At 52.6% G+C, this 25,220-nt stretch carries 23 protein-coding genes and 1 tRNA gene; 16 read left to right on the top strand and 8 right to left on the bottom strand.

Annotated elements, in window-relative coordinates; genetic code table 11:
* Positions 1-21: 21 nt before the first annotated feature.
* From hisD to FGL10_RS05235, 4 genes are all read right to left on the bottom strand, one after another.
* Positions 22-1,311 (bottom strand): histidinol dehydrogenase, encoded by a 1,290-nt coding sequence (hisD, locus tag FGL10_RS05250; protein ID WP_003709425.1) that lies wholly within the window; start codon positions 1,309-1,311, stop codon positions 22-24.
* The gene (locus tag FGL10_RS05245) at positions 1,308-2,198 is read right to left on the bottom strand and encodes an LEM-3-like GIY-YIG domain-containing protein (RefSeq protein WP_003714246.1); all 891 of its coding nucleotides are present in this window, start codon (positions 2,196-2,198) and stop codon (positions 1,308-1,310) included. The genes hisD and FGL10_RS05245 overlap by 4 nt, the downstream gene beginning before the upstream one ends.
* Before the next feature lie 103 nt (positions 2,199-2,301).
* Positions 2,302-2,955, bottom strand: a complete 654-nt coding sequence (gene hisG / locus FGL10_RS05240) for an ATP phosphoribosyltransferase (RefSeq protein WP_003709428.1) — start codon at positions 2,953-2,955, stop codon at positions 2,302-2,304.
* A gap of 71 nt (positions 2,956-3,026) precedes the next feature.
* A complete protein-coding gene (locus tag FGL10_RS05235) occupies positions 3,027-3,689 on the bottom strand; it encodes an SCO family protein (RefSeq protein WP_003709430.1) in 663 nt (220 codons plus the stop codon).
* Positions 3,690-3,965: 276 nt separating this feature from the next.
* Between FGL10_RS05235 and FGL10_RS05230 the strand changes: the two genes are divergently transcribed.
* The 6 genes from FGL10_RS05230 to FGL10_RS05205 all read left to right on the top strand — a co-directional run bounded on the left by FGL10_RS05230 (position 3,966) and on the right by FGL10_RS05205 (position 8,936).
* Positions 3,966-4,050 (top strand) — tRNA-Leu (locus tag FGL10_RS05230).
* Positions 4,051-4,662: 612 nt separating this feature from the next.
* Entirely contained in the window at positions 4,663-6,390 is a 1,728-nt protein-coding gene (ilvB, locus tag FGL10_RS05225; RefSeq protein ID WP_036469833.1) for a biosynthetic-type acetolactate synthase large subunit, read from the top strand.
* A gap of 10 nt (positions 6,391-6,400) precedes the next feature.
* On the top strand, positions 6,401-6,892 hold the full coding sequence (gene ilvN / locus FGL10_RS05220) for an acetolactate synthase small subunit (RefSeq protein ID WP_013448682.1): 492 nt from the start codon (positions 6,401-6,403) through the stop codon (positions 6,890-6,892).
* 66 nt (positions 6,893-6,958) lie between these two features.
* Positions 6,959-7,252 carry a putative quinol monooxygenase gene (locus FGL10_RS05215; RefSeq protein WP_003709437.1) on the top strand — a complete coding sequence of 98 codons (294 nt, stop codon included), beginning with the start codon at positions 6,959-6,961 and terminating at the stop codon, positions 7,250-7,252.
* A gap of 62 nt (positions 7,253-7,314) precedes the next feature.
* On the top strand, positions 7,315-8,328 hold the full coding sequence (gene ilvC / locus FGL10_RS05210; RefSeq protein ID WP_003709439.1) for a ketol-acid reductoisomerase: 1,014 nt from the start codon (positions 7,315-7,317) through the stop codon (positions 8,326-8,328).
* 218 nt (positions 8,329-8,546) lie between these two features.
* Positions 8,547-8,936: a UCP019853 family protein gene (locus tag FGL10_RS05205; RefSeq protein ID WP_002259967.1), complete on the top strand. Its 390-nt coding sequence runs from the start codon at positions 8,547-8,549 to the stop codon at positions 8,934-8,936.
* 225 nt (positions 8,937-9,161) lie between these two features.
* On the opposite strand, the gene argF is transcribed toward FGL10_RS05205, so the two are convergent.
* The 4 genes from argF to lptF all read right to left on the bottom strand — a co-directional run bounded on the left by argF (position 9,162) and on the right by lptF (position 15,276).
* Positions 9,162-10,157, bottom strand: coding sequence for an ornithine carbamoyltransferase (gene argF / locus FGL10_RS05200; protein ID WP_003709445.1), 996 nt, complete (start codon positions 10,155-10,157; stop codon positions 9,162-9,164).
* A 141-nt stretch (positions 10,158-10,298) separates the two neighbouring features.
* On the bottom strand, positions 10,299-12,884 hold the full coding sequence (acnB, locus tag FGL10_RS05195) for a bifunctional aconitate hydratase 2/2-methylisocitrate dehydratase (RefSeq protein ID WP_003709446.1): 2,586 nt from the start codon (positions 12,882-12,884) through the stop codon (positions 10,299-10,301).
* Positions 12,885-13,093: 209 nt separating this feature from the next.
* Complete coding sequence (lptG, locus tag FGL10_RS05190; protein ID WP_003709451.1) at positions 13,094-14,164, bottom strand: LPS export ABC transporter permease LptG; 1,071 nt, start codon at positions 14,162-14,164, stop codon at positions 13,094-13,096.
* A complete protein-coding gene (gene lptF, locus FGL10_RS05185) occupies positions 14,161-15,276 on the bottom strand; it encodes an LPS export ABC transporter permease LptF (protein ID WP_003709453.1) in 1,116 nt (371 codons plus the stop codon). The genes lptG and lptF overlap by 4 nt, the downstream gene beginning before the upstream one ends.
* Positions 15,277-15,432: 156 nt before the next feature.
* Here lptF and FGL10_RS05180 point away from each other — a divergent pair, with 156 nt between their 5' ends.
* From FGL10_RS05180 to FGL10_RS05130, 10 genes are all read left to right on the top strand, one after another.
* Entirely contained in the window at positions 15,433-16,839 is a 1,407-nt protein-coding gene (locus FGL10_RS05180; RefSeq protein ID WP_003709457.1) for a leucyl aminopeptidase, read from the top strand.
* Positions 16,840-16,901: 62 nt separating this feature from the next.
* Positions 16,902-17,342: a DNA polymerase III subunit chi gene (locus tag FGL10_RS05175; protein WP_003709459.1), complete on the top strand. Its 441-nt coding sequence runs from the start codon at positions 16,902-16,904 to the stop codon at positions 17,340-17,342.
* Positions 17,343-17,450: 108 nt separating this feature from the next.
* On the top strand, positions 17,451-18,272 hold the full coding sequence (locus FGL10_RS05170; RefSeq protein WP_003709460.1) for an FKBP-type peptidyl-prolyl cis-trans isomerase: 822 nt from the start codon (positions 17,451-17,453) through the stop codon (positions 18,270-18,272).
* 106 nt (positions 18,273-18,378) lie between these two features.
* Positions 18,379-19,005: a phosphoribosylglycinamide formyltransferase gene (purN, locus tag FGL10_RS05165; RefSeq protein ID WP_036469849.1), complete on the top strand. Its 627-nt coding sequence runs from the start codon at positions 18,379-18,381 to the stop codon at positions 19,003-19,005.
* A 15-nt stretch (positions 19,006-19,020) separates the two neighbouring features.
* Positions 19,021-19,692, top strand: a complete 672-nt coding sequence (locus FGL10_RS05160) for a membrane protein (protein ID WP_003709466.1) — start codon at positions 19,021-19,023, stop codon at positions 19,690-19,692.
* Between the two features lie 95 nt (positions 19,693-19,787).
* Positions 19,788-20,210, top strand: coding sequence for an OsmC family protein (locus FGL10_RS05155; protein ID WP_003709468.1), 423 nt, complete (start codon positions 19,788-19,790; stop codon positions 20,208-20,210).
* A 564-nt stretch (positions 20,211-20,774) separates the two neighbouring features.
* Positions 20,775-21,491: a GntR family transcriptional regulator gene (locus FGL10_RS05145; RefSeq protein WP_002212831.1), complete on the top strand. Its 717-nt coding sequence runs from the start codon at positions 20,775-20,777 to the stop codon at positions 21,489-21,491.
* Positions 21,492-21,639: 148 nt separating this feature from the next.
* On the top strand, positions 21,640-22,542 hold the full coding sequence (locus FGL10_RS05140; RefSeq protein WP_003709478.1) for a LysO family transporter: 903 nt from the start codon (positions 21,640-21,642) through the stop codon (positions 22,540-22,542).
* Between the two features lie 42 nt (positions 22,543-22,584).
* Positions 22,585-23,358, top strand: a complete 774-nt coding sequence (locus tag FGL10_RS05135) for a DeoR/GlpR family DNA-binding transcription regulator (protein ID WP_003709480.1) — start codon at positions 22,585-22,587, stop codon at positions 23,356-23,358.
* Positions 23,359-23,469: 111 nt separating this feature from the next.
* Positions 23,470-25,158, top strand: a complete 1,689-nt coding sequence (locus tag FGL10_RS05130) for a glutamine--tRNA ligase/YqeY domain fusion protein (RefSeq protein ID WP_036469851.1) — start codon at positions 23,470-23,472, stop codon at positions 25,156-25,158.
* The last annotated feature ends 62 nt before the right edge of the window (positions 25,159-25,220 follow it).

The following is a 25,220-nucleotide window of genomic DNA, read 5'->3' as shown; positions in this document are numbered from 1 at the left end:
TGCCTGTACGCCGTTCCGGCATTATTTCATACGGAACTCTGCCGCGCGGGCGTGGGCGGTCAGGCTTTCGCCGTGTGCCAGCACGCTGGCGGTTTCGCCTAATTTTTGCGCGCCGTGTTCCGAAACTTGAATCAGGCTGGAGCGTTTTTGGAAGTCGTATGTCCCCAAAGGCGAGGAGAAGCGGGCGGTGCGGCTGGTGGGCAGGACGTGGTTGGGGCCGGCGCAGTAGTCGCCGAGGCTTTCGCCGGTGTAGCATCCCATGAAAATCGCACCGGCGTGTCGGATTTTTTTCGCCCATTCCTGCGGGTTTTCTACCGACAGTTCTAAGTGTTCGGGGGCGATATAATTGGCGATTCCGCAGGCTTCGTCCAAGTCTTTGGCGAGTATCATCGCGCCCCTGTTGCCGAGCGAGGCTTCGATGATGTCGCGGCGCGGCATAGTTTCGATCAGGCGGTTCATGGCGGCTTCTACTTCGTCGAGATACGCTTGAGACGTGCCGATGAGGATGGCTTGGGCGATTTCGTCGTGTTCGGCCTGGCTGAACAAATCCATCGCCACCCAGTCGGGCGGTGTCGTGCCGTCGGCGATGACCAGGATTTCAGACGGCCCCGCCACCATATCGATGCCGACCACGCCGAACGCGCGGCGTTTGGCGGCGGCGACGAAGGCGTTGCCGGGACCGGTGATTTTATCGACTTGGGGGATGGTTTCCGTGCCGTAGGCGAGGGCGGCAACCGCCTGCGCGCCGCCGACGGTAAAGACTTTGGTTACGCCGGCGACGTATGCGGCGGCAAGCACGATGTCGTTGCGTTCGCCTTTGGGCGTGGGGACGGTCATAATGATTTCTTTCACGCCTGCAACGTGGGCGGGCATCGCGTTCATAATGACGGAACTCGGATACGCCGCCTTACCGCCGGGGACGTAAATGCCGACGCGGTCAAGCGGTGTGATTTGTTGTCCCAACAGCGTGCCGTCTTCATCGGTGTAGCTCCACGATTCCATTTTTTGGCGTTGGTGGTAGCTTTCGACACGGCGGGCGGCGGTCTGCAATGCCGTCCGAACATCATTGGGGATGCGTTCGAACGCGGACTTCAAATCGGCTTGCGTGAGTATTAAATCATCGATGCTTTTAGCGTTTGTCTGATCGAATTTGTTGGTGTATTCAATCAAAGCCGCATCGCCCCGCTTTTGCACGTCGGCGCAGATGTCGGCGACGATGCGTTCGGTTTCGAGATTCTGCGCGGTCTCAAAAGCCAGCAGGGCTTTGAGTTCGGCTTGGAAATCGGTCGATTGGGTGTCGAGTTTTTTCATGATTTGTTCTCCTTTTTTATTTTTGGACTGGGGGTCGTCTGAATATTCTCTTGTTCTGTCTCTGTTTTGGGTCTGATATAAGCCTTTTCTCCCCTGCTGGCAAACTTCAATTCGGGTAGGCATTTTTGTTGTAGACCGAGTTTGGCTAATACGTCTTCGCTGTGCGAGATGGTATGGAAGCGGTAACGAGTTTGTGGTCTGCCGTTTTTGCTTTCACCAATCATTGTTTCAAAACCGTCCACTTCGTATGCGCTAACAACAGCGTTTTGCAGACCAGTGTGAACGCCGATAACGTATTTCACTTTGGAGGCGGCATCTTTATTGAGCCACCAGTTGCCTAAGGTACGCGATTTAAGGTTTGCATCGTCTCGGTTGTCGAAATGGTAGTCTAATTCTTCGTTAGTGTCTAAATCGAAAGCATCGTGGATTTTGACGGCGAGAATCAGGCCGTCGGGGTTAATCTCGTTAAGTGGGAGAGAAGAGAATCCAAAGCGGCGATCTAGTTCTTCTACACTAATACCACCCGGACCATGCCCGGCAATTTTATTTTTGAGTTTTTTACCCAAGACAGATTTAACAAAATGAATTAAGGCAGATTCGGCGGCGAGCGCTTCGACTTCAGTCAGATGATAGCTGATGATATAGCGGCCGAGTTTCTTGCATTTGGAAATGGCTTTGAGTTTCCGATCGATAATCTCGCCGGAGACTGGGTCTTGTGAACGACTAGCAACCCATTCATGCTCGAAGATACGATTACCGCAGCCTTTTCCGATGTAGAGGATTTTGTCTTTTTTCAGGTCGGTCAGACAATAGACATAAAACCGACGCTCGCCGTTATTCAAAACAGAAAGGGTTGAATCTGAAAATTTTTTTATTTTTGCAACCATTTTAACTTCTCCTATACAGTTTACTGCCGGTGATATTTTCAGACGACCTGTCGGCGGGAACGGATAGGGTCGTCTGAAAACGCATCTTCATTCAAGTGAACACTCACCCCGCCTTCACTGCGCCGCCGAACGCCTGAATAATCGGCTCAAGCAGCGCGTATTTCGTTTTCAGCGCGGCTTTGTTGACGACCAGCCGGCCGGAAATGTCGGCAATGTGTTCGACCGCCTCCAAGCCGTTCGCCTTCAAGGTGTTGCCCGTCGAAACCAAGTCCACAATCGCATCGCTCAAACCGACCAAAGGCGCGAGCTCCATCGATCCGTACAGCTTGATAATGTCCACGTGCACGCCTTTGCCCGCAAAATGCGATGCGGCAGTTTCGGGATATTTCGTGGCAATCTTCAGACGGCATCCCGGCTGCGAGGCGGACTCATAGTCAAACCCCTTGCGTACGGCGACCATCATACGGCACCGGGCAATTTCCAAATCCAAAGGCTGATAGAGTCCGAAGCCGCCTTGTTCCGTCAAAACATCCTTGCCCGCAATCCCGAAATCCGCCGCGCCGTAACGCACATAAGTCGGCACATCGGTTGCGCGGACGATGACGAGGCGGATGTTTTCATGGTTGGTGCCGATAATCAGCTTGCGCGATTTTTCGGGTTCTTCGGCAGGAACAATGCCCGCAGCGGCAAGCAGCGGCAGCGTTTCCTCAAAAATCCGGCCTTTGGACAAGGCGATGGTCAGCGTACTGTCCTGCATAGTAAATGTCCTTTGTCGGTTAAGATAATCATACCGTCCGAACGGGCGGTTCGGGCGGTATACGGCTGCATTTAGAGCAGGGTCCTTACATCGGCGGCAATGGTTTCCGGCTCGCTGCCGTAAGGAGAGAAAATCGCCACTTCGCCATTTTTATCAATCAGATAAGCACCGGAAGAGTGGTCGACCAAATAGTTTTCGCCGTCTTCTTTTTGATTGACTTTGGCAGAAACCACGCGGTATTGCTGCTTGATGACCGGTAGGCTTTGATCGCCGGTGGCAGTCAGTCCGATAAAGTCGGGGTTGAATTGTTTGGCGTATTTGCCGATGATTTCAGGCGTATCGCGCTCGGGGTCGATGCTGACGAACACCACCTTCACATCTTTAGCCTGATCGCCCAATTGCTTCAAAGTATCGCTGTAAGTCAGCAGCTCGGTGGGACAGACATCCGGACAGTGCGTATAACCGAAAGACAAAATCACCACTTTGCCTTTCAAATCGCTCAGGCTGAACGGTTTGCCGTCGCCGTCGGTCAAAGTGAAGTCGCCGCCGATGTCCTCTTTACGCATATCCGTGCCGCGCGTTTGCGGTTTTGACGGGTTTTCGGCAGGAGATGCAGGGGTGGCGGATGCGGCGGATGCGGCAGCCTGTACCGCATTGTTTTCTTGAGGTTTGCAGGCGGAAAGCGCGGCAAGTGCGACAATGCCCAGTAAAAAGGAACGCGGTACGGAACGCATAACAGTCTCCAAAACAAATAAAAAGATTGATATTAAGTAAAGTTTGAATGGTTTTATCTTAACGCGTTTGACAGATTAAATGTAATATTTTTTTAAGCAAGGGGTGCGGCAGCACTTCCGGATTGATGCGGCATTATTTCCCGCCTGCCGGGACGGCCGTGGCGCGGTGTGATTAAAATATATTTAAAATCAGTAGGTAAATAAAAAAATGGTAAGAAAAATCAAAAAAAGGTTTACAAGGTTTTAAAAGCCATTATAATGGCGACTTCTTCACCAGCCCAGGTGGCGAAATTGGTAGACGCAGGGGACTCAAAATCCCCCGCCGCAAGGTGTGTCGGTTCGAGTCCGACCCTGGGCACCACAACCGCTTTTAGAGCGGTTATTTTTTTGTCTGCCGCTGTAAACCAAAGCCAAAATAGACAAGGCTTTCTCCGGTTTTAGTGTCTATGTGTCATCTAATCCCATCTATCCGTTCCAATTAAATTAACCTAAGGTTTACGGTATTTTTACGGTATTATCGACTTTCCTAAAAATAAAATATATTTAAATCATCCTGATATGTATTCATTTCGAGAGAGACCCTGCCAAATTTAAAAAAACCTTGATTCGGTCAAGGGGTTTTTGCCATTCCTATTCGCATAAAACCTTGCACTTGCTCAAACTGTCAACAATCCATCCGTATCAAGCCTGATAAAGCTGTTTTTTATTTCTTTAAAATCAACTTTCAAACCGTTTTCTTGTTTCAAACAATAAAAGATGAAAGATTTTATCTTGATTGAAGGGGCGGTTTGCGTTATCTTTTCCACTCTTTTTCACAAACTCTGTGTTCCTTTCCAATTGTTTGGACAGTCTGACTGTCGCCGTGTTCCCCCAATGCGCGTACCCTAAATCGCTGCCTGGCGGAATTGCATTACAGGTGCTGTGGCGAGGCGGATTGCCCCTATTGGTCAGAAACCGCATAAAAGAGGTCGATATGCAATTATCAGGCGCACAAATCGTCGTGCAAAGTCTCAAAGCCGAAGGTGTGGAATACGTGTTCGGCTATCCGGGCGGGGCGGTTATCGAAATCTACGATGCCCTTTTCCAACTCAATAAATTCAAGCACATTCTGACCCGTCACGAGCAGGCGGCGGTACATGCGGCAGACGCCTATGCCCGAGTCAGCGGCAAAGTCGGTGTCGCGCTGGTTACTTCCGGTCCGGGCGTAACCAACGCATTGACCGGCATTGCCACCGCGTACAGCGACTCCATCCCCTTGGTCGTCATCAGCGGACAGGTAGGCAATTCCCTCATCGGTACGGACGCTTTCCAAGAAGTAGATACTGTCGGCATTACCCGCCCCTGTGTCAAACACAACTTCTTGGTTACCAATATCGGCGAACTGGCCGATACGATTAAAAAAGCCTTCCAAATTGCCGCAAGCGGCCGGCCGGGACCCGTCGTCGTCGATATTCCCAAAGATGTGACGCAGGCGATGGCGAAATTCAGCTATCCGCAAGAAGACATCTACATCCGCTCGTACCAGCCGGTCGTGCAAGGCCATATCGGGCAGATTAAAAAAGCCGTCCAAATGCTGGCTTCCGCCAAACGTCCGGTTGTTTATTTCGGCGGCGGCGTGGTATTGGGCAATGCTTCGGAAGAGCTGGTAAAGTTCGTCCGTATGACGGGCGCGCCGTGTACCGGTACGCTGATGGGGCTGGGCGCGTATCCTTCAAGCGACCGCCAATTCTTGGGTATGCTGGGTATGCACGGTACTTACGAAGCCAACCTCGCTATGCAAAATGCGGATGTCGTGTTGGCAGTGGGTGCGCGTTTTGACGACCGTGTGGTTTCCGTACCTTCAAAATTCTTGGACAAACCCAAAAAAATCATCCATATCGACATCGATCCGTCCAGCATTGCCAAACGCGTTAAAGTGGACATCCCGATTGTCGGAGATGTAAAAAACGTATTGGCGGAGATGATTCACCTGTGGGGCAGGCAAGAAGCCGCACCTTCGGCCGACTCATTGGACAAGTGGTGGAAGAGCATCGAAGAATGGCGTTCGCGCAACTGCCTGTGGTTTGACAACGGCAGCGAAATTATCAAGCCCCAATATGTGATTCAGAAGCTTGCCGAGATTACCGGCAATTCGGCAATCATCACATCGGATGTAGGGCAGCATCAAATGTTTGCGGCGCAATATTATCCGTTCGAGCGTCCGCGCCAATGGCTCAATTCCGGCGGTTTGGGTACGATGGGCGTGGGTCTGCCGTATGCCATCGGTGCGAAACTGGCCGCACCGGAGCAAGATGTATTTTGCATTACCGGCGACGGTTCGGTTCAGATGAATATCCAAGAGCTGTCCACCTGTTTCCAATACCGGATTCCGGTCAACGTCATTACGCTGAATAACGGTTATTTGGGTATGGTCCGCCAGTGGCAGGAGATATATTACGGCGGCCGCGAATCGGAAACCTATTTCGATTCCCTGCCTGATTTCGTCAAACTGGCGGAGGCATACGGGCATATCGGCATCCGCGTGGATAAGAAATCGGATGTGGAAGGCGCGTTATTGGAAGCGTTAAACCGTAAAGACCGCTTGGTATTTATCGATTTCTTGACCGATCAAAAACAAAATGTCATGCCTATGGTCGGCAACGGCAAAGGTTTGGATGAAATGGTTCTGCCGCCGCATATGCGCGATATTGCAAAAGCGTAAGGAGAAGGAAATGCGACATATCTTATCTGTTCTGATGGAAAACGAATCAGGTGCGATGAGCCGTGTGGTCGGTTTGTTCTCCGCACGCGATTACAATATCGACTCCTTGGCTGTTGCACCGACCGAAGACAAAACCCTGTCCCGTATGACCATCGTTACCCACGGCGACGAGCAGGTTATCGAGCAAATCACCAAGCAACTCAACAAATTGATTGAAGTGATTAAAGTGGTCGATTTGAACGAAAGCCGTTTTGTCGAACGCGAACTGATGTTGGTAAAAGTCCGTGCCGCCGGCAAAGACCGCGACGAATTTTTACGCTTGACCGAAATCTACCGGGGCAGCATCATCGATGTAACCGACCGCAGCTATACGATTGAAATTACCGGCTCGACCGAAAAACTCGACTCTTTTCTCGAAACGGTCGGTCGTGCCCAGATTTTGGAAACCGTACGCACAGGCGCGGCCGGCATCGGACGCGGCGAGCGTATTTTGAAAATTTAACGCTGTACCGTTCAGACGGCCTGTTACTTCCCGCAAAGGCCGTCTGAAAAGAAGCAGGAGGAAAATATGTCAAGCATTCAAATCGTTGCATTAGTTACCGTCAAACCCGAATACACGGAAACGCTGAAACCCTTGTTCCAAAGCCTGGTCAAAGCCAGCCGCGCGGAAGAAGGCAACATCGGCTACGACCTGCACCAGGAAATCGGCAAACCCAACCGTTTCGTATTCGTAGAAAATTGGAAATCCCAAGCGGCTATTGACGAACACAATGCCAGCGGACATTTTCAAAACTTCGTCAAGTCCATCGAAGGAAAAACCGAAGCGTTGGAAATCGTCCTGATGAACCAAGTTCCCGCTTAACCCCTTATTATTTTTTAACTCAACCCGGATTGTCCGGAAATCTCTTACACTAAGGAAATAAAATGCAAGTTTATTATGATAAAGATGCCGATCTTTCTCTGATCAAAGGTAAAACCGTCGCCATCATCGGTTACGGTTCGCAAGGTCACGCCCACGCTGCCAACCTGAAAGATTCGGGCGTAAACGTAGTAGTCGGCCTGCGCCAAGGCGGCTCTTGGAAAAAAGCCGAAGCAGCCGGCCACGACGTGCGCACCGTTGCCGAAGCAACCAAAGCGGCCGACGTTGTAATGATTCTGTTGCCTGACGAAAACCAACCTATCGTATATAAAAACGAAATCGAGCCTAACTTGAAAGAAGGCGCGGTATTGGCGTTTGCCCACGGCTTCAACGTACACTTCAACCAAATCGTACCCCGCGCCGACCTCGACGTGATTATGATTGCCCCTAAAGGCCCCGGCCACACCGTACGCAGCGAATTCCTGAAAGGCGGCGGCGTTCCTTCCCTGATTGCCGTTTACCAAGATAAAAGCGGCAAGGCCAAAGACATCGCCCTGTCTTACGCGGCAGCCAACGGCGGCACCAAAGGCGGCGTGATTGAAACCAACTTCCGCGAAGAAACCGAAACCGATCTGTTCGGCGAACAAGCCGTATTGTGCGGCGGCTTGGTCGAATTGATTAAAACCGGCTTTGAAACCCTGACCGAAGCAGGCTACGCGCCCGAAATGGCCTACTTCGAATGCCTGCACGAAATGAAGCTCATCGTTGATTTGATTTACGAAGGCGGTATCGCCAACATGAACTACTCCATTTCCAACAATGCGGAGTACGGCGAATACGTTACCGGTGTGGAAGTCATCAACGACAAATCGCGCGAAGCTATGCGTAATGCCCTCAAACGCATCCAAACCGGCGAATACGCCAAAATGTTCATCCAAGAAGGTAATGTAAATTACGCATCTATGACTGCCCGCCGCCGTCTGACTGCCGATCACCAAATCGAAAAAGTCGGCGCGCAACTGCGTTCTATGATGCCTTGGATTGCCAAAAACAAACTGGTCGATCAAGACAAAAACTGATTCTTCCCAATCGTTCAAACTGCCTGTCTGATGACAGGCAGTTTTCTTATGTGCGGCTTTTAAAGGTTCCGGCTTTTTCCATCATTCTAAATTTATTTTTGTTGGAACCAATGAAAATGGTAGTATTACCACGATACATACAAAATCAGGAAAAGACTTTTGGAGAACTTTGAATAACAATCCAAAAAACAAAACAATTTATCCAAAGGCAAGATAAAATGTTATATAAATGTAAAATCAAAAAGTTAGATAACACCATTGAGGAGGCGGTATTGATTGAAATAAATGGTTATGAACTACATTGTTTTATATCATACTGCCCATTCAAAATATTTGAAAATCAATTTTATGAAGTGGAATTATCCTATGAAATCTTTAATGATTACATACTGGATAAATCAACTTCAAATATTGGATTTAGAAAAATAGATGATAGTTTCAAGTATGAAATAACGGCAGAATTAAAAAATAATCATCTAACCCTACAAAATATACAATTTGAAGAAGATAAGTATTTAATAAACTACTCTTATCTTGATAATTGTTTGGTTACATTAACGGTTGATAGAATAAGTGTTTCATTTATTAGAGAAATTCAGGCAGCCTGAAACCTGTTGTGGATACCGTTGGCAGTTTAGCGATTGGTTATGCCACAGGCGGCAATGCTGGGGCTTTTACTGGTGCGAATTAGCAAAGCGGGGCGGATAAGATGATATAGTGGATTAACAAAAATCAGGACAAGGCGGCGAAGCCGCAGACAGTACAGATAGTACGGCAAGGCGAGGCAACGCCGTACCGGTTTGTGTTAATCCACTATATTCCGGAAAACGGTGTCAGTCGCCCAAAGCCGCAACCATCACCGCTTTAATCGTGTGCATCCGGTTTTCCGCTTGGTCGAACACGATGCCGGCCGGGCTTTCAAATACTTCTTCCGTTACTTCCACGCCGTTTAAGCCGAAGGTTTCATAAATCCATTCGCCGATTTTGGTTTCGCGGTTGTGGAAGGCGGGCAGGCAGTGCATGAATTTGACCTGCGGGTTGCCCGATGCCGCCATCAACTCGGAGGTAACGCGGTAATCTTTCAATAAATCAATGCGTTCCTGCCATATTTCTTTCGGTTCTCCCATACTGACCCATACGTCGGTATGGATGAAACCGACACCTTTGACGGCCTCTTGCGGGTTCGCGGTCAGGGTAATTTTTGCGCCGGTTTCTTCGGCGACAGCGTTTGCGGCGGCAATAATGCCTTCAGACGGCCACAGGCCTTCCGGTGCGCCGATACGTACGTCCATCCCCAATTTTGCCCCTAAAATCAGCAGGGAATTGCCCATGTTGTAACGCGCGTCGCCGACATAGGCAAATGAGGTTTGGTTCAAAGGTTTGCCGCCGTGTTCGCGCATAGTCAGTGCGTCGGCAAGCATTTGAGTGGGGTGGAACTCGTTGGTCAGACCGTTGAATACGGGTACGCCGGCATATTTCGCCAATTCTTCGACGGTTTCCTGCCCGAAGCCGCGATATTCGATGGCATCGTACATCCTGCCCAAGACGCGGGCGGTGTCTTTGATGCTTTCTTTATGCCCGATTTGGCTGGCGGACGATTCCAGATAAGTAACCCCCGCGCCTTGGTCGCGTGCGGCAACTTCAAACGCGCAACGTGTGCGGGTCGAAGTTTTTTCAAAAATCAGGGCGATGTTTTTCCCTTTCATCCGTTGGATTTCACGCCCTGCCTTTTTGGCGGCTTTCAATTCGGCGGCAAGGTCGAGGTAGGCGGTGATTTCTTCCGGCGTGAAGTCTAAAAGTTTCAGAAAATGGCGGTTTTTCAGGTTCACTGTCGTTTCCTTTATGTGGGGGCGTGAACGCCGTATTTGCAGCGTTTGCGGAAAGAAGGGTTAGCGGAATGTTGCAATGCCGTCTGAAGGTTGTTCAGACGGCATTGCGGTCAATCCCTTACTCCATGCGGATGACGGGAATCAAACATTCACGGTCTCGGCTACTTCGTTGTAGCTGTCGATTTCGTTGAAGTTCATATAGCGGTAGATTTTATCGCCCTGTTCGTTGATGATGCCGATATTGGCCTGATATTCTTCAACGGTCGGGATTTTACCCAGTTTGGAGCAAATCGCTGCCAATTCCGCCGAACCGAGGTAAACAAAGGTATTTTTACCCAAACGGTTCGGGAAGTTGCGAGTCGAAGTGGACATGACGGTTGCGCCTTCGTGTACTTGGGCTTGGTTACCCATACACAATGAGCAACCCGGCATTTCCATACGTGCGCCTGCACGGCCGAGCACACCGTAGTGACCTTCGTCGGACAACTCTTTCGCGTCCATTTTGGTCGGCGGCGCAACCCACAAGCGGACGGGGATGTCGCTCTTGCCTTCCAAAAGTTTGGAGGCGGCGCGGAAGTGGCCGATGTTGGTCATACAAGAACCGATGAACACTTCGTCGATTTTGGTGCCGGAGCGTTCGGACATAAAGCATACATCGTCCGGATCGTTCGGGCAGGCGATAATCGGCTCTTTGATGTCGTCCATGTTGATTTCAATCACGGCGGCGTATTCGGCATCTTTATCCGCTTCGAGCAACTCGGGATTTGCCAGCCATTTTTCCATAGCCTTGATGCGGCGTTCCAAAGTGCGCGAATCTTGATAGCCGTCGGCAATCATGTTTTTCATCAACACGACGTTGGATTTCATGTACTCGATAATCGGCTCTTTGTTGAGCTTCACGGTACAGCCGGCGGCGGAGCGTTCGGCGGATGCGTCGGTCAATTCAAAGGCTTGTTCCACTTTCAAATCGGGCAGGCCTTCGATTTCGAGAATGCGGCCGGAGAAGATGTTTTTCTTACCGGCTTTGGCAACGGTCAGCAAACCTTGTTTAATCGCGTACAGCGGAATGGCGTTTACCAAATCGCGCAGGGTTACGCCCGGTTGCAGTTTGCCGCTGAAGCGTACCAATACGGACTCGGGCATATCGAGCGGCATTACGCCCGTTGCGGCGGCAAAGGCAACCAAGCCGGAGCCGGCGGGGAAGGAAATACCGATGGGGAATCGGGTGTGGCTGTCGCCGCCGGTGCCGACGGTATCGGGCAGCAGCAGGCGGTTGAGCCACGAGTGGATCACGCCGTCGCCCGGACGCAGGGACACGCCGCCGCGGGTGGAAATGAAGGCAGGCAGTTCTTTATGGGTTTTCACATCGACAGGTTTCGGATAGGCGGCGGTGTGGCAGAAAGACTGCATTACCATATCGGCGGAGAAGCCCAAACAAGCCAAGTCTTTCAACTCGTCGCGGGTCATCGGGCCGGTAGTGTCTTGCGAGCCGACCGTCGTCATACGCGGTTCGCAGTAAGTACCCGGGCGCACGCCTTGTCCTTCAGGCAGACCGCAGGCACGGCCGACCATTTTTTGTGCCAAGGTGAAACCGGCTTTGCTCTCGGCAGGTGCTTGAGGCAGGCGGAATGCGGTAGAGGCAGGCAGTTTCAGGGCTTCGCGCGCTTTGGCGGTCAGACCTCGACCGATAATCAGGTTGATACGGCCGCCGGCTTGCACTTCGTCCAGCAATACTTGTGATTTCAGGCTGAACTCGGCAACGGTTTCGCCGTTTTTCACGATTTTGCCTTCATAAGGCAGGATATCGACGACATCGCCCATTTTCAGCGCGGAAACATCGACTTCAATCGGCAATGCGCCGGAATCTTCTTGAGTATTGAAGAAAATCGGCGCAATTTTTCCGCCCAGGCATACGCCGCCGAAGCGTTTGTTCGGCACGAACGGGATGTCTTCGCCGGTATGCCAAATGACGGAGTTGGTCGCGGATTTGCGTGAAGAACCGGTACCGACCACGTCGCCGACGTAGGCAACAGGATGACCTTTGGCTTTGAGTTCTTCCAACGATTTAATCGGGCCGACTTCGCCCGGTTTGTCGGGATTGATGCCGTCGCGCGGGTTTTTCAACATCGCCAGCGCGTGCAGCGGAATATCGGGACGGCTCCACGCGTCGGGCGCGGGAGAGAGATCGTCCGTATTGGTTTCGCCGTCGACTTTGAAGACGGTAACGGTGATTTTTTCGGGAACTTTGGCACGGGAAGTGAACCATTCGGCATCCGCCCAAGATTGCAATACTTCCTGCGCGTATTTGTTGCCTTTTTCGGCTTTTTCCTGAACGTCGTGGAAGGAATCGAACATCAGAAGCGTATGTTTCAAGCCTTTGGCGGCAATGGGCGCGAGTTTGTCGTCGTCCAAGAGTTCGATTAAGGCGTGGATATTGTAACCGCCGAGCATCGTACCTAAGAGTTCGGTCGCATATTCGGGGGAAACCAACGGGCTGGATGCGCTGCCTTCGGCAACGGCAGCCAGGAATGAGGCTTTGACTTTGGCGGCATCGTCCACGCCGGGCGGTACGCGGTGGGCAAGCAGTTCGACCAAGAACTCGCCTTCGCCTGCGGGCGGGCTTTTCAGCAGCTCAACCAAATCGGCGGTTTGCTGAGCAGTCAGAGGAAGGGCGGGAATACCAAGGGCAGCGCGCTCGGCGGCGGCTTTACGATAGGCTTCTAACATCTCTTTGTTCCTTTTTCTGTTTTTCTTTTGTCGGGTTGCAAATGATTTGCGTTAAATATTGTAAACAATATTTGCACCGCTATCATAGACTAGTTTTAACAAAAATGGAACTGTTATGACAGGTAATGTAATAGGGAATGGCTATCTGTCTGTGGGAATGTGTCAATGAAAACAAATGCCGTCTGAAGAGAGGTTCAGACGGCATTTGTTTAACGTTTTTCCTGTTTGCGTATCAGCCATATGCCGATCAGGGCAAAGAGGGCGGTGGGAAGGATGCCGGCGAGGAAAGGCGGTACGCCGTAGAGCCGGGCGGTAAATCCGAAGAGCCGTCCGGCGAAGTGGAACAGCAGTCCGAGGCAGATGCCGCCGAAGAGTTTCAAGCCCATATTGCCGTGGCGGGTGGTTTGCGGGGTAAAGGCGAGGGCGACGAGCGCCATCACCCAGGCGGCGACGGGGTAAACCAGTTTGTGCCACAGGGCAATCGCGTAGATTTGGGTGTTTTGCCTGTTGTTTTCGAGGTGGCTGATGTAGGCGGTCAGTTCGCCGACGGACATTTGATCGGGTTTGACGAGCAACACTTCCATGAGGTTGCGCTTGACGGAAATCGGCAGGTTTTCTTCGGCTGCGGAGGAGGTTTCGACTTTGTCTTCGCCAAGCGTGCTGCGGCGGATGTTTTTCAACTGCCAGCTGCCGTCGTCGTTTAAAACGGCGGACTCGGCTTCCGTTGCCTGCACCAGTTCGTTTTTATCGTTGCGCTCCCAAATTTTGATGCCCAGCAGGGTATGGTCGGGCAGCATTTCGCGTATGTTGATGATGCTGTTTTGTTCTTTGAGCCAAAGGCCGGTATTGCCGGTGCTGATTTTGCCGTTGATGGCGGCGGCTTTGATGTTTTCGGCTTTTTGGTTCAGCGCGGGGGCAATCCATTCGCCGAGCGCGGCGGTGGCGAGGGCGAAAATCAGCCCGAACTGCGACAGGACCGATAATAGTTTCCGGGTGCTTACACCGCCTGCCTTGATGACGGTCAGTTCGCTGTCGGCAGCCAGCCTGCCGAGAGAAAGCAGCCCGCCTATCAGGGTGGCGAGGGGCATCAGTTCGTAGGCGCGGGCGGGCATTTTGAGGGCGGTGTAACCCAGCATTTCCCATATGCCGTAGCTGCCTTTGCCGAGGTTGCCGGTTTCGTACAGGATTTCAAAAAAGCTGTACAAAGCGAGGAAGGCGAGGAGGGTGTAAACGGTCATCGCCGTCATTTGGCGGATGATGTAGCGTGAAATCAGGTTCATTTTCTGCCTTTCGGTGTCAGGCTTTCGGCAACCGCCCGCCAAAATGGCCGCGCGGGCATACTGCGGACGCGCAACAGAATGAGTGCAACGGCAAACATGATGATGTGCATAGGCAGAAGTCCGAGCCAGAAATGGATTTTTCCATTTTCAACGGCTTCAAAAAGCAGGGTCAGCCCGTTTTGGTAAATTAGAAACAAACCGATGGCAATCAAGATATTGTAGGTGTGTCCGCCGCGCGGGTTGAAATAGGAAAGCGGCACGGCGAGCAGGCACAGCAGCAAAACGCTGACGGTCAGCGAGATGCGCCACATCAATTCCGCCTGATGTTGCGGGTTGCTGCTGCCGATCAGTTGGGCGGTCGGAATGGTGCGGCGGTGTGAAACAGGGTCGATGAGTTTGGGCGTGGTGCTGATAATCAGGCTGAGATGCCGGAAAGAAACGCGGTTGTAATCGGCTTTGCCGGGTGTGCCGCTGTAACGGTAGCCGTCGCGTAATTCAAGCGTGCGTTTGTTGTCGTTCAGCGAGAAATTGCCTTCTTTGGCGAAGATAATGTTGTCGTTGCCGTTTTTGTCCTGTTCGCGCAGGAACAGGTTTTTCATGATGCCGGATTCGGTGTCGAAGGTTTCGACAAAATAAACCCTGCCGTTGCGCTTGCCCAAAGTGTTGAACCTGCCTGCTTCCACCAAAGACAATTCCTGCTTCTGCTTCAATATTTCGGCATATTCGCGGCTGCGCAGTTCCGCCCACGGCATCACCCAAAGCTGCATCACGGCAACCAAAACGGCAAACGGCACGGCAAACTGCATTACCGGGCGTATCCACTGTTTCAATGCCAACCCGCAGGAGAGCCAGACCGACATTTCGCTGTCGCGCCAGTAGCGGGTCAATACGGTCAGCGTGCTGATGAATGCGGTCAGAACCAGCAAAAGCGGGGTCATCCCGATAATCCAAAAGCCGACCAATGCCAGTACGGCATCGATGGCGACGCGCCCGTCGGCGGCGCGTCCGAGCAGGTTGATCGCCTGTGTGGAGACCAACACCGCCAAGAGGACGACGAAAATGCCGACGGCGGTAAAAGAGAGTTCTTTGATGAGGTTTCTTTGGTAAATCATAGAATCGCGGCAGCGGTTCGGCGCAGGCGGATTGTCCGCGCAAGGTTTCAGACGGCGCTTCAAATGGGGTACAATCGTGCCAACCGTCTTCAGACGGCCTTTTGATGCGAAGGGCCGTCTGAAACTACCGAAACCGCCACAATCAGGAGGATAAACGTGAAATTTAGCACAAAAGCCGAAACTTTGCAGGCGCAACAGGCAGGCGCACAGCTATTTGTCTGTGCCGAAGCATCGCAACTGGGCAACCCGACCGCCCTTGCCCTTTTGTCTTCGCTTGAAGAAGGTCAAATTTTTGCCGACACTAAAATTCCGACGGACAACGGTTTGCAGGCTGTTGCCGTATGCCGTCTGAAAAGCACCGATCGCGCCGCGCTGAACAAAGCCGCCGCCGAAGCCGCCAAATGGGCTCAAAATCAGGAAACGGTCAATGTAGATGTTTATGCGTTTGAAGAAGCGCAGGCCGCAGCCGTTGCCGAAGCGTTTGCGATTGCATTCGGCAATGCCGCCTACCGTTTCGACCGCTACAAAAAAGAAGCCAAGCCCGCCAAATTTGCAGAAGCCGTGTTCCACAGCGCACATGAAGCCGCCGTCAAAGAAGCCTTGCGCGTCGCCGAAGCGCAGGTTTACGGACAAAGCCTCTGCCGTGACTTGGGCAATGCCGCGCCCAACGAATGCACGCCCGAATTTTTAGCGCGCACCGCCAAAGCCGAAGCCGAAAAACTGGGCGCACACGCCAAAATCATTGAAAAAGACTACATCAAAGAAAACATGGGTTCGTTCTGGTCTGTCGCCAAAGGCAGCGTCGAAGATCCCTATTTGGTCGAACTGAGCTATTTCGGTGAGGCGGACAAAGAAGCCGCGCCTGTGGTATTGGTCGGCAAAGGCATTACCTTCGACACCGGCGGCATTTCCCTCAAACCTGGCCTGAACATGGACGAAATGAAGTTTGATATGTGCGGCGCGGCAACAGTCATCAGCACCTTCTGCGCCGCCGTCAAGCTGCAACTGCCGATTAATCTGATTGCCGTCGTCGCCACTTGTGAAAATATGCCTTCCGGTGCGGCAAACAAACCGGGCGATGTCGTGAAAAGTATGAAAGGCTTGACCATCGAAGTATTGAACACCGATGCCGAAGGCCGTCTGATTTTGTGCGACGCGCTCACTTACGCCGAGCAGTTCAAACCTAAGGCCGTGATTGATGTGGCGACTTTAACGGGGGCGTGTATTGTCGCCTTGGGTCATGATGTCAGCGGCGTGATGGGCAACAATCAGGATTTGATCGACAGCCTGCTTGCCGCTTCCCGCAACGTGGACGACAAAGCGTGGCAACTGCCGCTCTTTGAAACCTATAAAGACCAGCTCAAATCCAATTTCGCCGACATCCCCAACATCGGCACGCCCGGTGCGGGCACGATTACCGCCGCCACCTTCCTGTCTTACTTCACCGAAGACTATCCGTGGGCGCACCTCGACATCGCGGGTACGGCGTGGAAATCCGGCGGTGAAAAAGGTGCGACCGGCCGTCCCGTTCCCCTGCTGCTGAACTATCTGCGGAATCTTTAATTTTGCCGCAATGCCGTCTGAAGCCTTTCAGACGGCATCGTCCTGCCAAATGCTCAAACAATATGCCGAAAGTTACCTTTTATACCCATGTTGGACAAATCCCCCTTTTTACCTGCCGGCTGATTGCGCGCGCCATCCGTGACGGGGGCAGGGTGCTGGTGTGGTCCGACTCGTTCGGGCAGGTTCAAGAATTGGACAAAGCGCTCTGGCGATATGAAGCGGAAAGTTTCGTCCCGCATGAAATTTGGGAGGCGGGATGTCCGATGCCGGCGGATACGCCGGTTTTGCTGGCGGCGGGCGATAGGATTCCCGAAATTGCGGCAGATATGACTGTTCTCAATTTGTCGGATGATTTTTGGAACGCCGCGCCCGTATTGCCGGAACGCATCCTGGAAATCGTCGGCGGCAGCCTTGAGGAACTTGCCGAAGCGCGCGGGCGTTTTGCCGCCTACCGTAAAAGCGGTTTCGACATCGGGCATCACGATATGGGCGGGAGGGGTTAATGTTGTCTTGCCGCCATGCTTACAAAATTTAAACCGCTTTGATTCTATTTGATTCAAACTCGGCTATAATCCCGTTTTTCCGACCTTGATAAACAGCGAAGAGCCATTATGAACACCATTTTCAAAATCAGCGCACTGACCCTTTCCGCCGCTTTGGCGCTTTCCGCCTGCGGCAAAAAAGAAGCCACTCCCGCCGCAACCGCATCCGAACCTGCCGCAGCCTCTGCCGCGCAGGGCGACACCTCTTCAATCGGCAGCACGATGCAGCAGGCAAGCTATGCGATGGGCGTGGACATCGGACGCTCCCTCAAGCAAATGAAGGAACAGGGCGCGGAAATCGATTTGAAAGTCTTTACCGAAGCCATGCAGGCAGTGTATGAAGGCAAAGAAATCAAAATGACCGAAGAGCAGGCTCAGGAAGTGATGATGAAATTCCTGCAGGAACAACAGGCCAAAGCCGTAGAAAAACACAAGGCGGACGCGAAGGCCAATAAAGAAAAAGGCGAAGCCTTCCTGAAGGAAAATGCCGCCAAAGAAGGTGTGAAAACCACCGCTTCCGGCCTGCAATACAAAATCACCAAACAGGGCGAAGGCAAACAGCCGACCAAAGACGACATCGTTACTGTGGAATACGAAGGCCGCCTGATTGACGGTACGGTATTCGACAGCAGCAAAGCCAACGGCGGTCCGGCAACCTTCCCGTTAAGCCAAGTAATCCCCGGTTGGACAGAGGGCGTACAGCTTCTGAAAGAAGGCGGCGAAGCCACGTTCTACATTCCGTCCAACCTTGCCTACCGCGAACAGGGCGCGGGCGAAAAAATCGGCCCGAACGCCACTTTGGTATTTGATGTGAAACTGGTTAAAGTCGGTGCGCCGGAAAACGCGCCCGCCAAGCAGCCGGTTCAAGTCGACATCAAAAAAGTAAATTAAGTCCGAATCCTTGCCCGAAACAGGTTTTCGGGCATTTTTACGGCAAATGCCGTCTGAAGCCACCAAACAGCGGTTCAGACGGCATCCCTTTCAAAAGCGCACCATTATGAAAAACATCGTCATCCTGATTTCCGGACGCGGCAGCAATATGCAGGCAATCATCAACGCCGCCATTCCCAACGTCCGCATTGCCGCCGTGTTGAGCAACAGCGAAACGGCTGCCGGTTTGCAATGGGCGGCAGAACGCGGCATCCCGACCGGCAGCCTGAACCATAAAAACTTTGAATCACGACTTGCTTTCGATACGGCCATGATGGAAAAAATTGACGCATATCAACCCGACTTGGTGGTTTTGGCAGGTTTTATGCGGATTCTGACCCCTGAGTTCTGCGCCCGTTACGAAGGCAGGCTGATGAACATCCATCCGTCCATCCTGCCCTCGTTTACCGGACTTCATACGCACGAACGCGCTTTGGAGGCGGGTTGCCGCGTTGCCGGCTGCACCATCCATTTCGTTACTGCCGAACTGGATTGCGGCCCGATTGTGTCGCAAGGGGTTGTGCCGATACTCGACGGCGATACGGCAGACGATGTTGCTGCCCGGGTTTTGGCTGTCGAACACAGACTCTATCCGAAAGCCGTTGCCGATTTTGCCGCCGGCCGCCTGATTATCGAGGGAAACCGCGTCAGAAATTCGGAAAACACCGATGCCGCCCGTTTTCTGACGGCGTAAACCGGGCGGGAGCAAATGATGAAGACTTTTAAAAATATATTTTCCGCCACCATTTTGTCCGCCATCCTGCCGTGCGCGTATGCGGCAGGGCTGCCCCAATCCGCCGTGCTGCATTATTCGGGCAGCTACGGCATTCCCGCCACGATGACATTTGAACGCAGCGGCAATGCTTATAAAATTGTTTCGACGATTAAAGTGCCGCTATACAATATCCGTTTCGAGTCCGGCGGTACGGTTGCCGGCAATACCCTGCACCCTGCCTACTATAAAGACATACGCAGGGGCAAACTGTATGCGGAGGCCAAATTCGCCGACGGCAGCGTAACCTACGGCAAAGCAGGCGAGGGCAAAACCGAGCAAAGCCCCCGGGCTATGGATTTGTTCACGCTTGCCTGGCAGCTGGCGGCAAATGATGCGAAACTCCCTCCGGGACTGAAAATCACCAACGGCAAAAAACTCTATTCCGTCGGCGGTTTGAACAAAACCGGTACGGGAACGTACAGCATAGGCGGCGCGGAAACCGAGGTTGTCAAATATCAGGTTCGGCGGGGGGATGATACGGTAAGCTATTTCTTCGCGCCGTCCCTGCACAATATTCCGGCGCAAATCGGCTATACCGACGACGGCAAAACCTATACCTTGAAACTCAAATCGGCACAAATCGACGGACGGCCCGCCAAACCTTAGGCGGCAATTCCGGCTTTTGTGCCGGCTGCTTGAAATTGTTTGCAATAACGCCATATGCAGGGCGGTTTTAATGTGATTATCCGGAGGGAGGAACGATGCAGGTTACATCAAAATGGATAGACGGGATGTGTTTTGTCGGCACGACGGAAGGCGGACACAGCGTCGTTATGGAAGGTGCGGCGGCAGAAGGCGCGGTCAAACGCGGCCCCAGCCCGATGGAGATGCTGCTGTTGGGCGTGGCGGGCTGTTCGAGCATCGATGTGGTGATGATTGCCGAAAAACAGCGTCAGAAAGTGACTGACTGCCGGGCGACGGTTACGGCGAAACGGGCGGACGATGCGCCGCGCGTGTTTACCGAAATCCACATCCATTTCAAAGTATTCGGGCACGATTTGAAAGAATCGGCCATTGGGCGCGCCGTGCAGATGTCTGCCGAAAAATACTGTTCGGCTTCGATTATGTTGGGCAAAGCGGCAAAGATTACCCATAGTTTTGAAATTGCCGGAGCGGAGAAATAAGCATCATTATGAGGAAAATATCCGATGCCGTCTGAAGGGGGAAAAGCGCGGCAGGCAGGTCGGAAGAGCATAAAAAAGCAGATATATTCGGACTGCACCTCCCGAATATATCTGCCTGCTATTTCCTCTTTATTCAGCCTTTATAATACTTGGACTTGTCGGGGTATTGTGCAGGCTTGATTCCGGATTGTCAACAATTTTCGGTCAAATTTTAAATGCTGCGTTTTAAAATGATACCCGACTGCTTCTGCAGGTGGGCGGAAGGCGGGCATCCCGTTATTTTAAGCCATATATTAATTTATTGAATTATAGTGGATTAACAAAAACCAGTACGGCGTTGCCTCGCCTTGGCTCAAAGAGAACGATTCTCTAAGGTGCTGAAGCACCAAGTGAATCGGTTCCGTACTATTTGTACTGTCTGCGGCTTCGTCGCCTTGTCCTGATTTTTGTTAATCCACTATAAAATAAATTTGTGCAATGCTTTAATTCCTCCGACACGATTTGAAACACAGCCGCCTTAAAACATCTTAAAAAATTTGAAAGCGTAAAAATACGGAAAACATCATGAACTTTGAAAACGACGACATTATCCATGCGCCGACCACGTCTTCCCTGATTCTCGAAGAGCGGCACGATTCGGAGCTGTTCCGTGTTTACGCTCTGATTTTGGACGGCATTACCGATCAGGTGCTGCTGCCCGGCAAAAAGCTGACCGAGTCCGAACTTTGCCGCCAGATGGTGTGTTCGCGCAACACCGTCCGCGGCGCGCTGTCGCTTTTGGCGCACGACAAGATTGTCGATTTGCAACCCAACAGGGGCGCATTCGTCCACGTTCCCGATTTGAAAGAAATGCAGGATGTGTTCAATGCGCGCATCGAAATGGAGACGATGATTTTGAATATCCTCGCAGATTTGCCGGATTTGGAAACGCGCCTCAAGCCGCTTTATGCGATGATAAGGCGCGAAGAAGAGGCTTCCGGCAGGGGCGACCGCGTCGGCTGGAACCGCCTGTCCAATGCCTTTCACGTCGAACTGGCGCGCCTGGTGGGCAACGATGTGCTGTTCGACATTATGAACACGCTGTGCGCGCGGTCTTCCCTGATTGTCGCCGTGGCGGGCGTGCATCGCGAGGAAAAACACGCCATCAATACGCATACGCATTCCGAACACCGCGAAATCCTCGACCTGCTGCTGGCGGGCAGGCGCAACCGCGTGGTCAAAATCCTGCGCCGCCATTTGGGCAACTGTATGGAGCGTTTGGAAAAGACTTTGGAAGATTGAATGCCGGAGCGGATAAGCCGCCTGAACCTTCAGGCGGTTTTTTAATGGCGAACCTGATGCCGTCTGAAATATGGATGCGGGTATCTGCAATTTTCAGACGGCAATTTTTAAACCGCACATATCATGCGGCAATAAAGGAGGGCAGTAGATGGACAGCCTGATGACATTGCTTTCGGTATTGATACCGATGTTCGCCGGATTTTTTATCCGTGTTCCCAAGCCTTACCTGCCCGCTTTGGACAAGGTGCTGTCGGTTTTGGTGTATGCCGTGCTGCTGCTGATCGGCGTATCGTTGTCGCGCGTGGAGGATTTGGGTTCGCGGTTGGACGATATGGCGTTGACGGTTCTGTGGCTGTTTGTTTGTACGGTCGGGGCGAACCTGCTTGCCTTGGCGGCTTTGGGGAGCTTATCCCCGTGGCGGATAAAGGGAAAAGGCAAGGGTGTTTCAGTCGGTGTGTCGGGCAGTGTGAGGCAGCTCGGATGCGTGGTACTCGGTTTTGTGTTCGGTAAATTGATGCGCGATATTTGGCTGCCGTCTGAAAACGCGGGTATGTACTGCCTGATGCTGCTGGTGTTCCTCATCGGCGTACAGCTCAAAAGCGGCGGCGTATCGTTGCGGCAGGTTTTGGTCAACCGCAGGGGTATTCGGTTGTCGGTCTGGTTTATGCTTTCATCTCTTTTAGGCGGGCTGCTGTTTGCCGCATCGGCAGACGGTGTGTCGTGGGTGAAAGGTTTGGCGATGGCTTCCGGCTTCGGTTGGTATTCCCTCTCGGGTTTGGTGATGACCGAGGCTTACGGCGCGGTATGGGGCAGTATCGCGCTTTTGAACGATTTGGCACGAGAACTGTTCGCGCTGGCATTTATTCCGCTGCTGATGAAGCGTTTTCCCGATGCGGCGGTGGGGGTCGGCGGCGCGACCAGTATGGATTTCACATTGCCCGTGATTCAGGGTGCGGGCGGCTTGGAAGCCGTACCGGTAGCGGTCAGCTTCGGCGTGGTGGTCAATATCGCCGCTCCGTTTCTGATGGTGGTGTTTTCCGCTTTGGGCTGAACGCGGTAAAATCGGCATCCCGATGCAAGGAGGCAGAAAACGATGAAACCGAAAATCCAAAGGCACGGAGAGATTTTAAGCCTTGTCCGCCGGCATCAGTTTATGTCGGTGGACGAGCTTGCCGCCGCATTGGACGTTACCCCGCAGACGATACGCCGCGACATCCGCGAGTTGGAGGATGCCGGCAGCCTGAAACGCCATCACGGCGGCGCGTCCTCGGGCGGAAACTTGCCGGAGGGGCTGCCTGCCAGCCGCCAAATTCAATGTCAAAACGAAAAAAACGCCATTGCCCGGCTGATTGCGGAACATATTCCCGACGAGTCATCGCTGTTTGTCAGTATCGGCACGACGATGGAAGCCGTGGCATCGGAGCTGGTGAGGCGGCGCGGCAGCCTGAGGGTGATTACCAACAATATCCACGTCGCCTCCATCGTTTCGGCGCGGACGGATTACACGGTCATCATCACTTCCGGAGTCGTCCGCCCTTTGGACGGCGGCATTACCGGCGTGGCAACCGTCGATTTTATCAACCAGTTCAAAGTCGATTATGCAGTGATGAGTACGCACGGCGTGGAGAGCGACGGTTCGCTTTTGGATTACGATTACAAGGAAGTCAGCGTCATGCAGGCGATGATAGCCAACGCGCGCGTCCGCTTCCTCGGCGTGGATCACAGCAAATTCCGCAGCAACGCGCTGGTCAGGCTCGGCGACATTACGGCATTTGACAAAGTATTTACCGACCGGCTGCCCGATACCGCGATGCAGAAGATGCTGAAAGAGGCGGGGGTGGAATGCCTGATTGCCGATGCCGTCTGAACGCTATGTCAAAGCGCGCAAGTCGGGTACAATAAACACATTCCCAAACCGCTTCAGACGGCATACGGAATCATTCCAATGCCGTCTGAAGCCATCCGTTCAAAGAAAACTATGCTCAATAAAGACCAATTCGCGGACAACCACTTTATCCGCACCATCATCGAAGAAGACCTCGAAAGCGGCAAACATACAGCCGTCCAAACCCGTTTCCCGCCCGAACCCAACGGCTACCTGCACATCGGACACGCCAAATCCATCTGCCTGAACTTTGGTTTGGCGTATATTTACGACGGCTTGTGCAATCTGCGTTTTGACGATACCAATCCTGAAAAAGAAAACGACGAATACGTCAACGCCATCAAAGAAGATGTCGAGTGGCTCGGTTTCCATTGGGCGGGCGAACCGCGTTTCGCTTCCAATTATTTCGACCGGCTTTACGACTACGCCGTCGGTTTAATCCAAGACGGCAAAGCGTATGTCGATGATTTGACACCCGAAGAAATGCGCGAATACCGCGGCACGCTGACCGAAGCGGGCAAAAACAGCCCTTATCGCGACCGCAGTATCGAAGAAAACCTCGACCTGTTCACGCGCATGAAAAACGGAGAATTCCCCGACGGCAGCAAAACCCTGCGCCTGAAAATCGACATGGCATCAGGCAACATCAATATGCGCGACCCCGTCATCTACCGCATCCGCCGCGCCCATCACCACAACACCGGCGACAAATGGTGCATCTACCCGATGTACGACTACACGCATTGCATTTCCGATGCCATCGAAGGCATCACGCATTCCTTGTGTACGCTCGAATTTGAAGCGCACCGTCCGCTTTACGACTGGGTGTTGGACAACATCCCCGCGCCGCACGCCACCCGTCCGCGCCAATACGAGTTTTCACGCTTGGAGCTTTTGTACACCATTACCTCCAAACGGAAATTGAATCAGTTGGTTGTGGAAAAACACGTTTCCGGCTGGGACGATCCGCGTATGCCGACCATTTCCGGTATGCGCCGCCGCGGATACACGCCCGAAGGTTTGCGCCTGTTTGCCAAACGCGCCGGTATTTCCAAATCTGAAAACATCGTCGACATGAGCGTGTTGGAAGGCGCGATTCGCGAAGAGCTGGAAAACTCCGCGCCACGCCTGATGGCGGTTTTGAACCCGCTCAAAGTCACCCTGACCAACTTTGAAGCCGGCAAAACCCAAAGCCGCCGTGCCGCGTTCCATCCGAACCACGAGGAAATGGGCGATCGCGAAGTACCTGTTTCCCAAACCATCTACATCGAAGCCGACGACTTTGCCGAAAACCCGCCCAAAGGCTTCAAACGCCTGATTCCCGGCGGCGAAGTGCGTTTGCGCCACGGCTATGTCATCAAGTGCGATGAAGTCGTCAAAGACGAGGCAGGCAATGTGGTCGAACTCAAATGCAGCATCGACCACGATACCTTGGGCAAAAATCCCGAAGGCAGAAAAGTCAAAGGCGTGATTCATTGGGTGTCTGCCGAACACGCCGCCGAAATCAAAGTCCGCCTGTACGACCGCCTCTTTACCGTCGAGCGTCCCGATGCCGTGCGCGGAGAAGACGGCGAATACCTGCCGTTCACCGATTTCCTCAATCCGGAATCCGTCAAGGAAATCACCGCCTACGCCGAACCTGCCGCCAAAGATTTGCCGGCAGAAAGCCGTTGGCAGTTCGAGCGTATCGGCTACTTCGTAACCGACCGCAAAGACCACGGCAAAGACACGCCGGTGTTTAACCGCACGGTCACGTTGAAAGACTCTTGGCAGCCTAAGTAAAACTCCATCCTTGCCGTCTGAATATTGTTCGGACGGCATTTCCCCTTTGCCCGCGAAATGCG

It is taken from the genome of Neisseria lactamica, assembly GCF_901482445.1.
Lineage (GTDB): Bacteria > Pseudomonadota > Gammaproteobacteria > Burkholderiales > Neisseriaceae > Neisseria > Neisseria lactamica.
This window is presented reverse-complemented; position numbering and strand designations above follow the sequence as displayed.